The organism is Pedobacter miscanthi (genome assembly GCF_003315595.1).
Lineage (GTDB): Bacteria > Bacteroidota > Bacteroidia > Sphingobacteriales > Sphingobacteriaceae > Pedobacter > Pedobacter miscanthi.
The window spans coordinates 150346-165344 of sequence record NZ_QNQU01000015.1 but is presented as its reverse complement, the minus strand read 5'-3'; the positions used below and the strand labels follow the sequence as shown (position 1 = coordinate 165344).

The following is a 14999-nucleotide window of genomic DNA, read 5'->3' as shown; positions in this document are numbered from 1 at the left end:
TAAATAGCTTAAGTTAATAGCATTGGTGGAGACACGAACCACTATTATAACAACAAAAGCTATTTATCACTTTTCCAGTCTTTTCCTTTAAAGATTGGTTGGGGTTCGGCCTTAAAAACAACATTTAGCGCTTTTCTGCATTCCTCACAATCAGATTTGAAACCAACAGTTACAATTAAATAACAAAACCCAAGCATGCCCAATGCGACTAATGAACCAAACGCCAGATTCGGCTCATGTTTCTTTATCGCCCCAAAAAGAAACATAATGCAAAAAACTGTGGCAAGTGAACACCAAAGCATTAAAAAACCTTTCACAAATGGCATTAAACTTAGTTGAACATCTACTTTACAACCATTACCCTCTGTAAATATTTCTCCTGAAATCTCTGCCTGAAAAGAATTTCTGTATGATAAATTTCTCTGAATGGTAAATTTAGATTGGTCGATATAACCTTTAAACCGTTCAGCTTCGGAACTTTTAGGAAAAAATCCTGAGAAAAATTTTTGATCTATAGATATAGCTTTCGATAAATTATTCCAGGCTTCATTAGCTGAAATATCTGAATGTAATACGAATGATTGAGAGGGGAAAATTTTCATTCCGGATACGTTAAAATCTGAATCATGATAAAATATAATTGCTAATTAAAACTATCCGCTGCACCCAAGACTAAGGACTCCGGACTGTAGATTTTGGACTAAAGACTAATTACTCCGGCTCTTATCACCATCAAAAATCTGCTGCATCAGCTTGCCCCAGGCGAAAGGATTAAGCAGGGGATTGGTTTGAACCATATTTTTGTTGATCATCCTGTCAAAATTATAGCGGTAATTCTGACTGCCGATTTCCTGTCCGTCACGTGGCAGTGTTTGGATTAACCCATCGATTGATGAACGCGAAAGGTTCTTTTTGGCAATGGCCATATCATCATCCGCCAGTTTCATCGATAAAAACTCGCGGGTAAATTCTTCTGTAGTAGCCCATGGAAAAACACGCACCGATGGCAAATCAATCACATTTGCTTTCAGTTTAACCATAATGGTGTATTTGCTATCTGGCGTACTTTGTGGTATTACAGTAGAGAATTTTTTGTAACCGATGGCGGTAAAAAGGATTGTATCGCCCGGGTTTACAATAAAAGTAAAATATCCCCTGTAATCGGCACCAACCCTTTTACTTTTCGCCGATAGATTGGTGATGGTTACATAAGGTATTACGTTTGAACTGTCGATATCGGTAATAATCCCTGAAAACTGGATGAGTTTATCCTGTGCCGGCTTTTGTTGTGCAAAAGCGGTTATGGAAAAAATTAGACAAATCAGGGCAATACAATATCTCATTAAGACAAAAGTAATTTTTAAAATAAAACTTTCTAGTTAAATAGTGTTAAAGCTTACTCTTGCTCTGCCATATTTACGGCAACTACCGAAGTGATCTGTGGAACAGCTTTCATAATTGCCTGTTCAATACCCGATTTCATGGTCATGAAACTCATTGGGCACGACCCGCAGTTACCCAAAAGCTTAAGTTTTACCGTTCCTTCTGATGTAATTTCTTCAACAGAAACATCACCTCCATCAGCCTTTAAATATGGCCTGATGGTTTCCAATGCCTGTTCTACTTGTTCTGTTAAATTCATTATATATTTTTTAAGGTTATAAAAATAGTAATTTTTTAGCAATTCACCATTTGTGCATTGTTGATGGAAATCTGCTGTGCAATCTTACTTGCAATGTCGCCAAATATGCCATCCAATAAAGGATTTTGGTTCAGTGCCACTGGTTTACCTTTGTCGCCGGCTTCCGAAATGCTCTGTATGATCGGAATTTCACCCAAAAACGGTACATCGAAACGTTGTGCAAGCTCGGTACCTCCGCCTTTACCAAAAATGTAATATTTATTCTCCGGCAATTCTGCTGGTGTAAAATACGACATGTTTTCAATAACACCTAAAATCGGGATATTAATTCCGGGCATCCTGAACATGGCCAACCCTTTATGTGTATCGGCCAAAGCAACCTGTTGTGGCGTGGTAACCACAACCGCTCCCGAAATCGGGAAACTTTGCGTAATGGTAATGTGGATATCGCCGGTACCGGGAGGAAGATCGACGATTAAATAATCGAGTTCGCCCCAGTTGGTATCGTTAAAAAGTTGTTTTACCGCGTTGGATGCCATCGGGCCACGCCAGGGCACCGGCTGCCCCGGATCTGCAAAAAAACCTAAGGATAACAGCTTTATTCCGTATTTTTCAATCGGTAAAATTTTTGTTTTGCCATCTGCAGTTTCTTCTGCGCCTGGTTTCGCATCAACCAGATCGAACATGGTAGGGACCGACGGGCCATAAATATCGGCATCAATAAGGCCAACTTTAGCACCATCTTTCGCCAATACTACAGCCAGATTGCTCGATACAGTAGATTTACCCACTCCGCCTTTACCTGATGAAACCAAAATGATGTTTTTGATGTTATCTAGTGAAGATGAGTTGGTTGGCTGGGTAACCCTGGATGTTACATTAATTACTACTTCTGCCGTTGGCGATACAAAATGTTTTATCGCATTTGTACAGGCGTTTTTCAGCATTTCCTTCATCGGGCATGCCGGCGTAGTAAGCTCTAATGTAAAATTGACTTGGTTATCTGCTATCTGTAAATCCTTAATCATGTTTAAGGTTACCAGATCTTTTTTAAGATCAGGATCTTCTACATTTTTAAGCGCATCTAAAACTTGTTGCGGGCTAATCTGCATTGTATTAATTTAAATTCAAAATTAACAAAACATAGCCATAAATACTTTTATTTAGGCTTTTTAACTGTAATTTTAACACGAAATAAACATTTAATTGTTACGTTTAAGCAATTAACCATTTTAACGACTATATGCGAATACCAAAAATTAAGATCCCTAAAAAATATTTAAAAATCGGAGCCTGGGTTTTAGGTGTTTTTTTAGTCGTTTGTATTGCTTTGGGTGCCGTAGCCTATAGCAAAAGAGAAGCCCTTCTTAAAAAAATGGTAGCCAAGGCGATCGCCAAAGCGGATAAAGATTACGGCCTGGAAGTTAAAATCGGATCTGCCGGGTTTACGGGGCTAAGCACCGTAAAAATGACCAAAATCTCTGTTGTTCCCAAAGAGCGCGATACCCTTTCGAACATCAGTGAACTGAGCGTAAGTGTAAAGCTTTTTCCGCTTATTTTTGGTAATGTAAAACTTTCGGAAGTAAAACTGAAAGAAGGTTTTGTTAGCGTAGTGCTTAAAGATTCGACCACCAATATCGATTTCATTTTAAAAAGGAAGAAAAAAGACAGCACCGAAACCAAGGGGAAAGTTAATTTATCAGAAATAGCCAGCAACATTTTAAATCAGGTTTTGTATAAAATCCCTGACGATATGGATATGCAGAATATGGTTTTTAAACTAAATGACCATGATACTGCCAGACTGAGTTTTTCTACCATGGCCACCATTGATGGCGGCGACCTCAAATCGGCAATAAATGTGAACAATGGCGAAGCCACCTGGCATGTAGACGGCTATGTAAACCCTGGAAGCAAAGAATTGCGCTTTACGGCCTATGCTGATGGCAAAAAACTTGAATTACCCTACCTAAACAATAAACTCCATGCAAAACTCAGTTTCGATACCCTGCAAACGGAACTTAAAAATGCAAAATACAGTGGCGATGATTATAAAATATCGGGCTCCTGGTCGGTAAAAAATATGCTGATCAACCAGCCACGTATCGCCTCAAACGACATTATTGTACAAAGCGCAAAATTAGATGCTGATATTTTGGTGGGCCCCAATTATATTGCGTTGGATAGTTCATCTACCGCTTACCTGAAAAATGCGCAGATTCATCCTTTCGTAAAATATACCTTGGGCAAAAACAAGATATACGAATTAAAGTTAAACGCCGAGGAGCAGGATGCCCAGAGCATTTTAGATGCTTTTCCACAGGGTTTATTCGAATCACTGGAAGGATTAAAAGTACAGGGCAAAGTTAAATACAACCTCAATTTTTACCTTGACACCAAAATACCTGATAGTGTTCGCTTTAACTCAACTTTAACACCGGTTGATTTTAAAATTGTACAGTGGGGCAAAACCAACCTGCAAAAAATCAACAGCACTTTTGTATATACACCTTACGAGTATGGCAAACCGATGCGCGATATTACCATTGGTCCTTCTAACCCAAACTTTACGCCACTTTCGGCCATTTCCAAAGATTTCATCAATGCTGTTTTAACCGCAGAAGATCCTTCATTTTTTACACACAATGGTTTTGTTGAAGAATCGATCCGGAAATCCATTGCCGTAAACTTTAAAGAAAAGAAATTTAAACGTGGAGGTAGTACCATTAGTATGCAGCTGGTTAAAAATGTCTATTTAAGCCGCCAGAAAACTTTGGCCCGTAAAGCAGAAGAAATTTTGATTGTCTGGCTCATCGAACACAACCACCTGATCAGTAAACAACGGATGCTGGAAGTATATTTCAACATTATAGAACTCGGACAGAACATTTACGGGATAGGAGAAGCATCCAGATACTATTTTGGAAAACAACCTGCCGATTTAACCATCGGCGATGGTTTGTTTTTAGCCAGCATTGTACCTAAACCAAAAGCATCGATGTACAAGTTTATGGCCGATGGAAGTTTAAAACCTTACATGTTTAACTATTTTAGGTTTATGGGAAATATTATGGCCAGAAAAGGTTTAATCCCAAGCGATACTTCGGGCTATGGTTTCTATAATGTACGTTTGAGAGAAGGTTTACGCCAATATTTAGCACCAGATACTGCTGTTATCGATACCACGGCTTTTGACGACGATGGCGATGGTTTGCCGGTTGTAATTGTGCACGATAAGAATAAAAGTTTCTTTGAACGCTTATTTGGTGGCGGATCTAAAAAAGACACAACTGTAGCCAAACCTGCAGGTACCCCTGCCGATACGACCAAAACAAAAAAACAGTTAAGGCAGGAGCGGAGGGAAGAACGCAGGCGGCAAAAGGAACTGGAAAAGAGCCAGGGGCAATAGTTTTGAGTTAGGAGATTGGGGTTGTCAGTTTTCAGTTAGCAATTCACAGTTTGAGTTGGCGATTGACATAATGATTAACTATTTCTGCCAACAATCGACAATAAAGCAATAACCACAATAACATTACAGCCTTCCAACATTTAACAATCTTAACAACAAAATGCACAAAATAAAAGTAGAGGATAAAGAGTTCGAGATATTTTTAGAAAATGACACCCTGAATAAACGGATCCGTTTGATGGGCATCCAGATGAATGTTGATTATGAAGGCAAATGTCCTTTATTTATCGGTGTATTAAACGGCAGTTTTTTATTCATGGCCGATCTGATCAAAGAAATTAATATTCCCTGCGAAGTTGCTTTTATGCGTGTAGCCTCTTACGAAGGTACATCGAGTTCAGGGAATGTAAAAGAACTGATCGGATTACCCGAAAATATTGAGGGAAGGGATATCGTCATTGTTGAAGATATTGTTGATACCGGTTTAACGTTAACTCATATTCTAAAAACCATAAAAGACAAAAATCCGGCATCGGTTAAAGTAAGCTCACTTTTACTTAAACCAAGCGCATTAAAATACGAAATCGAAGAACTGGAGTATGTTGGTTTTGAAATACCTAACGAATTTGTGGTAGGCTACGGTTTAGATTACAATGGCCTTGGCCGGAACCTAACCGATATTTATAGAGCAACAGAGGCATAATTTTTAGATTGGATTAATTTATTTTTCGCACCTTTGCCCAATAATTTTTAACACAATGACCATACATAAAGAAGGTTACACCACTATTGCCCTGAGCGTTTTGTTTATTTTCGTAATCAACGCAGTTGTTGATTATAAGTACCACGACATTACCTGGCTGCGCTGGTTTATTTATATTTTCTCTGCAGCATTATTTATCATTGTACTGCAGTTTTTCCGCAATCCAAGCCGCAGCTTCTCTTCTGGAGAAAACCTTGTAATCTGCCCTGCAGACGGTAAAGTTGTGGTAATCGAAGAAACTGAAGAAGGCGAATACTTTAAAGATAAACGTTTACAGGTATCAATTTTTATGTCGCCTGTTAATGTGCACATCAACCGTAACCCGATCTCAGGAGTGGTTAAATTTTTTAAATATCACCCGGGTAAATACCTTGCGGCCTGGAACCCGAAATCTTCTACCGAAAACGAACGTACAACTACGGTTGTAGAGCATAAAAACGGTACGCCGGTATTGTTCCGCCAGATTGCAGGTGCTTTGGCCCGCAGAATTGTATGGTATGTAAAAGAAGGCGATCAGGTAATCCAAACAGAGCAGTTCGGTTTTATTAAATTCGGTTCGAGGGTTGATGTTTTTCTTCCGGTAGGCACCAAGGTTAACGTAGAACTTAACCAGGTAGTAAAAGGTGGAATTACCACATTGGCCACGTTAAGCTAAAGTAATTAAACATATTCTTAGTGATCTGTAAGGACACAGACCACGGCTTTTTGTTTTAAAGAAGTCAAGTTTTAAAAACCTGACTGCTCTTACATAACAAAAAGATCCTTCGACTACGGTCAGGATGACAACTCCCAACAGAAAACGTCATCTCGACCGAAGCATCGCGGAGTGGAGAGATCTATCTCGGGATAGATTTAACTTCGCTGAGCGCTGCGTGGTTCTCGACTTCGTTACCGATATAAAAATTGGGACAAGTTACATTCCGCTCGAAATGAGAGTGTTTTTTGAGTGTACGCATTAACCTGTCTCTCACTCAAAACCGTTTTATCCGATAATTTATTCATTCGGATGAATTCTAATTCGATCCTGTTTCATGCTCAAAAGCAGTCAAGTTTTAAAAACTTGACTTCTTTCAAGCGATGATCTAATCGGTAGCATCATTGCCCACTTCTTCCTTATCACCAGGAGCTACAGGCCTGTCGCTAATTAAACGTTGTGTTGGATAGGCAAAATCTGATTTATTACGGATCACGATATCCATAATTTCCAGGTTGATTTCCTGCCTGATTTTTAAAAATTCAGCATGATTCAGTTCTGTTACAAAGTAATTAACCTCTACATTCAAACCCGAATCGCCAAAGCTTTTAAATGAGGCATTTCCATCGTCGCTTGTACCAACATGACTATTGATATAATCCTGTATTTCGGAAATAATTTTTCTTAATGCGTTGGAACTGGTTTCGTAGGTAAGTCCGATAACAAAAGATACCTTACGTGAGTTTCTTAACGAGAGATTCTCCAATACGCCATCAATCATGCCCCTGTTGGGTAGGGTAGCCATCGTTTTTTCGGATGTTCTGATCCTTGTACTTCTAAAGCCCACTTTTTCTACAGTTCCTTCAACGCCATCAACCTTTACCAGATCGCCAACTGTAAAAGGTTTGTCTAAAAAGATCGTGAATGATCCGATCAGGTTTTCTAAACTTTCTTTTGCGGCCAAAGCTATGGCAATACCTCCAATGCCTAACCCGGTAATGAGTGTTAACACATTAACTTCGAAAACGAAGCCCAGAAGCGTAAAAAAGCCAATAAAAATGATGATGGTTTTAAAAAGTTCCTTTAAAAAAGGCACCAACTGATCATCAGCCTTATTTTCGGTGAGCGAAGCTTTATATAACAACACATGACTGATAAAATCGATTATCCTTAAAATGATCCAGAAGAACGACAGGATGATCATAAACAGGAAAATCCGATCTACACAATCGCCAATGCTTACCGGAATCAGCTCTTTCGTTTTACCAATCAGTTTACTGTAATGGTAAACGGTAACTTCTAAAGGATGTTTTAGCTGGTTAATCGAAAGATAAATGGTTGAAAGCAGGATAAAAATCTCTATCGGTTTTAACAGCAAAGCTACAAAGGCATCGTTATGCGATTGGCTTGAAAAATTGCTGAAAAGCTTAAACAGTAACCTGCTTAACAGCTTGGAAAAAATATTTTTAAATATGAGTCCTAAAAAAAGTATCCCCCCGAAAAGGAAATAGGCTTTTACTGTGTTGCCCCAAAAAACCTGGTCGAAAAAAGCAGAATCTAACATTTAACAAAGGTATAAACAAAAAAACCTCCACGAAATTAATCGTGAAGGCTATATCTTGTAATAAAGAATATTATTTTCTCAAAGATTTGATACGAGCAGCTTTACCAGTTAAAGCACGTAAATAGAACAATTTCGCTCTACGAACTTTACCATAGCTATTCACTTCTACTTTCTCAATGTTTGGAGAACTAAAAGGGAAAATACGCTCAACACCAACGCCGTTGCTCATTTTACGTACGGTGAAGGTTTCATTAGCACCTGCACTGTTACGTTGTATTACAACACCTTGGTAAATTTGAACACGTTCTTTATTACCTTCGCGAATTTTATAGTGTACGCTCACTGTATCGCCAGACTTGAACGCAGGATAATCTTTTTTCGCGATGGCCTGCTCTTCAACAAATTTTACTAAATCCATGATTTTAAGCTATTAAACCAACTTTCTTTACCTTGAAAATCGGATTGCAATATTAGGGATTTTTTTTGATATAAAAAAACCTATTTTAATTTTTTCCACAATCTTTATGAATTCCACATTTGATTGTGCTAAATGCTTCTATTCCAAAAGGTCAGGACGACGTGCTTTAGTCCGCTCCAGGGCTTGTTCATGCCTCCATTCGTTCACTTTTGCTTCGTGGCCGCTTAATAAAACATCGGGTACTTTATGTCCGCGCCAGTCAGCCGGACGGGTATAAACCGGTGCATCGAGCAGCTCACCCTGGAAACTATCGGATAGGGCAGAGGTTTCGTCATTTAATACCCCGGGAATTAAACGCACCACGGCATCTACTACAATGGCTGCAGGAAGCTCGCCTCCGCTTAGAACATAATCGCCAACAGAGATCTCGCGTGTTACATAGATATCGCGTATACGCTGATCTATGCCCTTATAATGACCACATAAAACAATGATGTTCTTTTTAATCGATAATTCGTTAGCAATACTCTGATTAAGCGTTACGCCATCAGGACTCATAAAGATGATCTCGTCGTATTCGCGCTCAGACTGAAGTTTTTCGATACAGTTGGCAAAGGGTTCAATCATCATCACCATACCGCTGCCACCTCCATATTGGTAATCGTCTACACTTTTTTGCTTGTGTGTAGAGTAATCCCTCAAATTATGCACAACAATTTCGGCGATGCCTTTTTTTTGTGCCCTTTGCAGAATCGAATGGGCAAAAGGGCTTTCCAACAGACCCGGAATAACGGTTATAATATCAAAACGCATAACGCAAAGGTAAAGCTTTAACCCGAAGTCTTTAGCCTGATGGAAAATTTTGCGTTGTTAATCCAACCTATTCACTTTTACCAGATCACTTGCCCACTTTAAGCCTTTTCCTCCGTTACGTCCATCAACATAGCCACTTACCTTCATTGTTTTCTGATCACTGCCTAAAGTATAATAATTGGCATATTGTCTGCCTTTCAGATCGTAAGTAGCGTCAATTCTTGCATCAGAAATGTTCAGCACATACATGTTGTTCGATAAAATTTTAAAGGTTCCGCTATGCGTAACAACCTGTACACCATTTTCTTTCGCGAGGTTATAAAAACTACCGTCTGATTTAAAAACGATTTTACTCCCGGGATTGGTCGTATCATTCCAGATGCCTACAAATGGCTTAATCTCTTTTAAATTAGCTTGTTGTACGGTTTTACAGGAAAAAATAGTGATTGCCGCAAGAATAATCATTGCGATTTTTGATGTTTTTTTGAGCATGTTAATTTTGGTTAGGATGAACCCTAAATTAACAATTTTTCTTGAAAAAAATACCTGATACGACTTATTAAAGAGGAGGATTTTACTTTTCCAGATATATATCCAGTAAACCATCAGGCAGGTTAAGTGTTAAAATCTTTTCTTCATCATCAATCTCTACAATAAAGTCTTCGTTTAACGGAAAAAGGATTTCGGTTTCCTGATAATGTACTGTAGCAACAAACTGCTGTGGATATTCGTTTACCTCTAAAATTTCGCCCAATTCGCCAAGCGATTCATCAACGGCCGTAAAACCTTTTAAATCGGTGTAGAAAAATTCCGATTCATCCCGTTCCGGCATCTGTGCGATGGGCAGGTAAAGTTTCTTTTTTAATAAAGGTTGCGCTTTATCGATATGGTCAACATCATCGAAATTGAAATAACCGGTTTTATTGGCCTGCAATTTAGCCGATGCCACGAAGTAAGGCACTAATTTACCGTTCATATCTGCAAAAACAACATCGAATTCGAGCTGTTCGTATTCATCAAATTCGAAAAATACCTGAACTTCTCCTTTTAATCCCCGCGTTTTGGTAACGTAACCTATGTAAAATGCTTCTTCGTGTTTCATATAATTACATTGTCATCCTGAGGCACGAAGGATCTGATAGCGATGAAACAGATCCTTCGTGCCTCAGGATGACATTTTTAGTTAAAAAAATAGCGCTCCGAAAATCCGGAACGCTATTTTGTGAAACGGAATAATTAAAATTATTCTGCTCCTTCTTCTTTAGTAGCTTCTGCTGCAGGAGCTTCTTCAGTTGCTTCAGCCTCAACAGCTGGTGCTTCTTCAGTAACTTCTTCTTCAACAACCTCTTCTGCAACTGGTGCATTTTTAGCTGCGATAGCTGCTGCTCTATCTTCTTTTTTCTTAGCTTCTGCGGCTAAAGCTGCTTTACGTACGTCAGCTTTAGAAGCGGCTAATCCTTCTGATTTACCAGAGATTTTGTTTGCTTTAGCATCTAACCAAGTCGCAAATTTCTCATCTGCCTGTTCTTGGGTTAAAGCTCCTTTTTTAACACCACCTTCTAAGTGTTTTTTGTATAAAACACCTTTGTAAGAAAGGATAGCACGGGCAGTATCAGTTGGCTCAGCACCACTGTTAACCCAGGCTAAAGTTTTTTCGAAGTTAATTTCGATGGTTGCAGGATTGGTGTTTGGGTTATAAGAACCTAAACGCTCAATAAATTTACCATCACGTGGAGAGCGAGAATCTGCTACCACAACGTGGAAAAAAGGTTTCCCTTTTTTACCGAATCTTTGCAATCTGATTTTAGTTGCCATTTTCTTTTGTATTTATGTATTCAACATAGTTCCCGGAGCTGCATGCTGCGGGGCTGCAAAGATAACTAAAATACTGGAAATTAAAAACATAGTTTAATTTCTTTGTTTTCAGGATATTTGCGCCAAAATATTTGCAGCTACAAAATGGAAAAAATTGCGATTGACATGGACGAGGTGATTGCCGATGCCGTTGGAAAATTTATCAAATTATATAACCGTGATTTTAATGTTCCGCTTGATTTAAAGATTGATGCCGGAAATGAAATTTATCACCACGTACCGGAAGAAGTTAACCAGAAGTGGTTCGAATATATCAATGAACCAGGATTTTTTCGCGATCTTGACGTAATTCCTGATAGTCAGCGGGTAATTAAGGCCCTGCAGGAAAAGTATGATGTTTATATCGTTTCGGCAGCAATGGAATTCCGCAACTCACTGGTGGATAAATACGACTGGATGGCCGAACATTTTCCTTTTATTGACTGGAAACACATTATGTTCTGCGGAAACAAAATTGTAAACGTCGACATCATCATCGACGACCGTACCAAAAATTTTATGAATTTTGCCGGCCGGCCATTATTATATACCTCTCCGCATAATCTACTGGTAACCGAATACGAGCGGGTAAACAACTGGGAAGAAGTAGCGGGTTTGCTGCTATAATATTAATTCATAGGGGCCGATTTAAGTCGACCCCTATGAATATAGTGTTTAAAAATTAAATTCGCCTACAAAATTACCGCCACCACTTCCGGCTGCCAAAGGCATTACAATGACCTTTCTTTGTTGTTTTCCGGTGGCATAACGGGTATAAATTTCGGCAGTTACCGTTGTTGGCCCGCTAATGTTAATTTGCCTGTCACCATAATAATTCACTTCTATCTTATATTTCCCTTTAATGGCTTTTTTGATCATAAATTGCTCTGGTCCGTAGCCCGAAGTAAAATCATTACTGATCCTTCCTCCTATTTTAGTCCTCGAGTTGCCATAAAAACCTTTTTCACCCGTAGGGTCTGTTAACCATAAATCGATATCAGTATCATTTTTATTCCAGTTGAGCACTACCCGCACATCTACGGGTAGCGGCTGGATCAATCGTTTATCAATTCCTTTTGTGCTAATGCTATTTCCATGTTTTGCAAGGAGGTTGTTCAGCTCAGAAATTATAATCTCCTCAATCCCCTGGTCTCTGTCGGCAATCTGAACGTTATAACTTTGGGTAAGCACCTTGTATAAATTATCGATTGCAGGCTGGTACTGCCCGTTATCGGCCAGGGCCAAAGCATAATCGCGATAACTCTGTGCGTCCATTGGGCGCCATTGCAAAATTTTTTGAGTAATAAAAAGTTCGTCTTTATAATTTCCGGTCTGCTTTAACTTATAGGCCAGGGTTTTATATAAATCGGCATTTTCGAGATCCAGATCGGCAATATTACTTAAAATGGTTAAAGCCCTTACACTATCTTTCTGCTGGTAAAACCAGTTGGCCACATCGAAATAAAACATTGGGGTAGAAATATATTTAGAACGCATTTTTAAGTAAGCCTGATAAGCGCTATCGGGTTTTCCCCTTAGGTTTTTCATGTAATCCTTATCGCTTTTAAACTCGGGGATGATGATGACAGGTTGTTGTTGGACCTGTGGCGATGGCGTTACCACAGCATGTCCTTTTGTTACTGTAACGCCGGCAACCCTCCCTGTAAGATAACCATTTGCTGCACCAGGAGCACCATTGTTATAATGATTAGAAACTGTTGATGTGGCACCTGTAACTGCACTTTTATTTTGCGCGGCATAGCCCACAATCACTACCTCCTGTAAAGATTTTTCTTCATCCTTTTTTACCACTGGCGGGGGCATTCTCATCTCGCTTACCGATTTAGCCTGGCTCCGGGCACGGGCCTGGCTGGCCACAATTTCCATCCTGCTGGTCTGGCCAACCGGGCCAGGTATCGCAACGTCTGCCGTTGGGTCTCCCTTTATATCTCTTTGTCCGGGATCAGGATAACTTTCTTTTTTCTTTGCGGGTTCTTTATAATAAAAATCAGTATTCCACCATGTTTTTAAATCTTTGGTCATGGCTACCGCAGCATTGATCAGGTCTTTTTTATGCTCTAAAAGATCTGTTCTAAGCTGTTTTAAAACGGCATTGTAAGCCTGTTGCAGTTCTATTGGCGGAACAATATCATAACGCAGGTAATCATCAAGGTTTTCCAGTACGATTAAACTGGTATTACGCGTAATAATACCAAACTGCTTGCTTAAAACACTGATATCATCTTTATTTTCCTCATATCGGATATCCATTTCGGCAATTTTTTTCTGTGCCCAAACGCGGCTTACATCTATACTGCTTAAAGTATGCTCGGTTGCATTTAGCCGCACTGCCTGCTCAGCAACTACCGTATTTCCAAAACCAAACTGTAATATAAACTCAGTATTAAACTCATTCATGATCCCCGCCAATGAAAAATGCCCGTTTACATTAACCTTCATTGAGGGATAGGTTTGCCTGATATCATTTCCATTTTTAATCCCTAAAAACTGAAGGTTTTGTTGGTTTAGCTGTTTAAAGGCATCGTTAACAGAAATGGAATTGAGGTTAACAAATTGTCCGCCAGTTTTTAAAGCAATGTATTTTAATGTGCTATAATCAGCTTTTAAGGCTGTATTTATACAATGAACAGGCTTATTTAAATCAACGGTATTTTTCCCGAAAGTAGACAGGCCATCGCTAAATAAAATATATTCATCAGCCTGGATCGCCTTTGGATTAATGGCACTGAAATTTGTGCCACCATCATAAACCAGGTTTTTCAATTTATCTTTCAATGCCGTCCAGTTACCGTTTGAGATCACAAAAGTCCCCGCATTTTTAAAACCATTGTTTACAAGGCCAAGCTGGATGGTTAAATGCTGTTTTTGTTTGATAATTAAATCCAACAGTTCTATTTCTTTATCTGTATTGCGCTGAAGACCGCTTAACGATACATCCCAGATTAATCCAATATGGCTGGCCCATTGCCGCTCACGACTCTGCATTTTCGGGAAAACATTTATCAGGAAATAATAACCTGAGGAGGCTTTCTGCAATTGTACCTCGGGCATGTTGTTCCGTTTTGGCAGGTTAATGGTTAAACCATTTTTAGGCTGGTAATTGCTTTTGTTAATTTCACCCACATAAGTATTTCCATTGGCTTTTAAATCAAAACTGCCATCGGGCTGCTCGCCAAGCTCCGGTTTGATAACACTTTCGAAAACCGTAGTTTTTAAAGAGAAATTTTCTACCGGCTGATTATAATCCAAAGGCAAATGATACCTTAAAGCATTATTGTTATTAAAACTTAACTCTTCTTCGTAACCCACAATAATGGTACGGCTGCCGTTTGCAGGTAAAGGATAAATTCTGGTACGGAAGTTATTCCCTTCCACTTTTTCCAACAGGCCGGGGTCTATCCTCCGGCGCTCGATGCTTTCGAAAACTTCGGTTGCTTTAGCTTTTTCTACCGGAACAGCCTCACGCATTTTACCGTTAATGTCCAATGCATAACGGCTAATGCTAACGCCTTCGGGCATAGGGAAGGTGAGTTCACCTTCTAAAATGCGGTTACTGCTGTTATGAAACGTCATGGTCATCACCGTTGTGGCAATGTTTCCGGTGATCTGTACATCGATATTGAGTTTTTTAAGTTTAACAGCTTCTTTCTGTTCGGCAGTTTCGGCCTGTTGTACCTTTAATACAGGCATTTGCGCTTTAGCCAAAAGCGTAAACAGTAATATAGGAAAGATGAGTAAGGTTTTAGATGTGCTCATAACTTGATTTTTAATAGTGATGCAGAAGTGTTGGCGATTTCATAAATTTATTTTTAGAGGCATTT

The 14999-nt window shown here is 39.2% G+C and carries 15 protein-coding genes; 4 read left to right on the top strand and 11 right to left on the bottom strand.

The features are described 5' to 3' along the window. Nucleotides 1-59 precede the first annotated feature (59 nt). From DRW42_RS17865 to DRW42_RS17850, 4 genes are all read right to left on the bottom strand, one after another. Entirely contained in the window at nucleotides 60-602 is a 543-nt protein-coding gene (locus tag DRW42_RS17865; RefSeq protein WP_113950191.1) for a hypothetical protein, read from the bottom strand. 105 nt (nucleotides 603-707) lie between these two features. Further along, on the bottom strand, nucleotides 708-1343 hold the full coding sequence (locus tag DRW42_RS17860) for a peptidase associated/transthyretin-like domain-containing protein (protein ID WP_113950190.1): 636 nt from the start codon (nucleotides 1341-1343) through the stop codon (nucleotides 708-710). A gap of 53 nt (nucleotides 1344-1396) precedes the next feature. Next, entirely contained in the window at nucleotides 1397-1642 is a 246-nt protein-coding gene (locus DRW42_RS17855) for a NifU family protein (protein ID WP_025141622.1), read from the bottom strand. Between the two features lie 35 nt (nucleotides 1643-1677). Further along, complete coding sequence (locus DRW42_RS17850) at nucleotides 1678-2754, bottom strand: Mrp/NBP35 family ATP-binding protein (protein WP_113950189.1); 1077 nt, start codon at nucleotides 2752-2754, stop codon at nucleotides 1678-1680. A gap of 131 nt (nucleotides 2755-2885) precedes the next feature. Between DRW42_RS17850 and DRW42_RS17845 the strand changes: the two genes are divergently transcribed. From DRW42_RS17845 to DRW42_RS17835, 3 genes are all read left to right on the top strand, one after another. Further along, the gene (locus tag DRW42_RS17845; protein ID WP_113950188.1) at nucleotides 2886-5051 is read left to right on the top strand and encodes a transglycosylase domain-containing protein; all 2166 of its coding nucleotides are present in this window, start codon (nucleotides 2886-2888) and stop codon (nucleotides 5049-5051) included. Nucleotides 5052-5211: 160 nt separating this feature from the next. Next, entirely contained in the window at nucleotides 5212-5754 is a 543-nt protein-coding gene (gene hpt / locus DRW42_RS17840; protein WP_113950187.1) for a hypoxanthine phosphoribosyltransferase, read from the top strand. Between the two features lie 55 nt (nucleotides 5755-5809). Beyond that, entirely contained in the window at nucleotides 5810-6469 is a 660-nt protein-coding gene (locus tag DRW42_RS17835) for a phosphatidylserine decarboxylase family protein (RefSeq protein ID WP_113950186.1), read from the top strand. A 427-nt stretch (nucleotides 6470-6896) separates the two neighbouring features. Here DRW42_RS17835 and DRW42_RS17830 read toward each other — a convergent pair whose 3' ends face one another. From DRW42_RS17830 to DRW42_RS17805, 6 genes are all read right to left on the bottom strand, one after another. Beyond that, nucleotides 6897-8072 carry a mechanosensitive ion channel family protein gene (locus DRW42_RS17830; protein WP_113950185.1) on the bottom strand — a complete coding sequence of 392 codons (1176 nt, stop codon included), beginning with the start codon at nucleotides 8070-8072 and terminating at the stop codon, nucleotides 6897-6899. A gap of 70 nt (nucleotides 8073-8142) precedes the next feature. Next, a complete protein-coding gene (rplS, locus tag DRW42_RS17825; protein ID WP_113950184.1) occupies nucleotides 8143-8490 on the bottom strand; it encodes a 50S ribosomal protein L19 in 348 nt (115 codons plus the stop codon). A 138-nt stretch (nucleotides 8491-8628) separates the two neighbouring features. Then, nucleotides 8629-9303 (bottom strand): tRNA (guanosine(37)-N1)-methyltransferase TrmD, encoded by a 675-nt coding sequence (trmD, locus tag DRW42_RS17820; protein WP_113950183.1) that lies wholly within the window; start codon nucleotides 9301-9303, stop codon nucleotides 8629-8631. A gap of 57 nt (nucleotides 9304-9360) precedes the next feature. Further along, nucleotides 9361-9795: a hypothetical protein gene (locus DRW42_RS17815; protein WP_147243773.1), complete on the bottom strand. Its 435-nt coding sequence runs from the start codon at nucleotides 9793-9795 to the stop codon at nucleotides 9361-9363. An 82-nt stretch (nucleotides 9796-9877) separates the two neighbouring features. Continuing rightward, the gene (gene rimM / locus DRW42_RS17810) at nucleotides 9878-10405 is read right to left on the bottom strand and encodes a ribosome maturation factor RimM (protein ID WP_113950181.1); all 528 of its coding nucleotides are present in this window, start codon (nucleotides 10403-10405) and stop codon (nucleotides 9878-9880) included. A gap of 140 nt (nucleotides 10406-10545) precedes the next feature. Next, on the bottom strand, nucleotides 10546-11118 hold the full coding sequence (locus DRW42_RS17805; protein WP_113950180.1) for a 30S ribosomal protein S16: 573 nt from the start codon (nucleotides 11116-11118) through the stop codon (nucleotides 10546-10548). A gap of 144 nt (nucleotides 11119-11262) precedes the next feature. Between DRW42_RS17805 and DRW42_RS17800 the strand changes: the two genes are divergently transcribed. Then, complete coding sequence (locus tag DRW42_RS17800; RefSeq protein ID WP_244215311.1) at nucleotides 11263-11784, top strand: 5' nucleotidase, NT5C type; 522 nt, start codon at nucleotides 11263-11265, stop codon at nucleotides 11782-11784. Nucleotides 11785-11832: 48 nt separating this feature from the next. Here the strand turns inward: DRW42_RS17800 and DRW42_RS17795 are convergent, their stop codons facing one another. Then, complete coding sequence (locus DRW42_RS17795; protein ID WP_113950179.1) at nucleotides 11833-14934, bottom strand: VIT domain-containing protein; 3102 nt, start codon at nucleotides 14932-14934, stop codon at nucleotides 11833-11835. Nucleotides 14935-14999: the final 65 nt, after the last annotated feature.